The sequence below is a fragment of the Paraburkholderia aspalathi genome (genome assembly GCF_900116445.1).
In the GTDB taxonomy this organism is placed as follows: Bacteria; Pseudomonadota; Gammaproteobacteria; order Burkholderiales; family Burkholderiaceae; genus Paraburkholderia; species Paraburkholderia aspalathi.
Genome location: NZ_FPBH01000103.1, coordinates 1 through 1102, shown reverse-complemented (window position 1 = coordinate 1102; position 1102 = coordinate 1). Strand labels below are relative to the sequence as shown.

The 1102-nt window shown below is 59.8% G+C and carries 1 protein-coding gene; it reads right to left on the bottom strand.

Features of this window, described 5'->3' with window-relative positions; genetic code table 11:
- Positions 1-26 precede the first annotated feature (26 nt).
- A protein-coding gene (locus tag BM438_RS45275; RefSeq protein ID WP_143131885.1) for an IS630 family transposase occupies positions 27-1021 on the bottom strand; the annotation gives its coding sequence in 2 pieces (ribosomal slippage) (positions 27-556 and positions 556-1021; 996 coding nt in all).
- Positions 1022-1102 lie beyond the last annotated feature (81 nt).

Genomic DNA, 1102 nt, shown 5'->3' with positions numbered 1-1102 from the left:
TATTGAGACTTCCATAATTCATGACATCACCACAGCGTAGCCTGGATCCAGCAAGCGGCGATGATCGAGGGTCGCTTTTGAGCACTCTTGAGCTTGTTGCGGGCGCTCGCGTGCAGTTCGCCGAGATCGTTGGGGCAGTAGTTGGCCAGCGCGTGGCGCTTCAGCCAGGCCCACAGGTATTCGACCGGGTTCATGTCCGGCGCGTACGGCGGCAGGAACGCGATCTGGATGTGTCCATCCAGGCGGTCCAGGTACTCGCGCACCAAACGACTGCGATGCGCCTTCAGGCCATCCCAGATCACCAGCAGCGGCTGCTTCAAGTGGGCCTTGAGCGCTTTGAGGAATTCGACGATCTCTTCCTTCTTGATGCTGCCCTCGTGCAGCCGGAACAAGCAGTTGGTGCGCGTAAGCCCGGCGATGACCGAGACGTGATTCCAGTTGAAGTGAAACTGGATGATGGGCGTCTGTCCCTTGGGCGCCCAGGTGCGGACTCTGGTCGGGCGCTCGCTGATGCCGGACTCGTCCACGAAGACGATCAGTCGACTTTCTCGTCGGGCTTTTTTTTAAGGGCCGGCCAGGTACGACGCTTCCAGTTGCGCACGGCATCCTCGTTGCGCTCGATGGCCCGCTTCTCGGGCTTCTGCGGGCTAAAACCCAGCGAGCCCAGGATGCGCCAAACCTGCGTCTGGCTAAAGCGAACGCCGTGCACGCGTTCGATGACTGCGCCCACACGCTTGAGCGTCCACAGTTCAGTGCCAAATCCGTGTTCAGTGGGACTTTGCAGGAGGGTCGCACGAACAGCTGCCAACTGTTGCTCATCGAGCTGGGCCGGGCGCCCTCGCTCGGGCACCTCTCGCAGGGCATCGATTCCGCCTTCATCGAGCAGTCGCTTCCACGTGTACACCGTCTGCCGAGCCACGCCCACAGCCAACGCCACCTCGGCGCAGCCCTTGCCCGACAGCAGCAACCGACCCGCCTTCAATCGTTTCATTGCTGCTTCGCTTAATCGTCTTTGCGTCATGCCAACCTGGCTCCACGATTGTCCTGGAGATATAACGCTTGAGACGCTCAACGGTTGTCATGATTTTAGGAAATATCAATA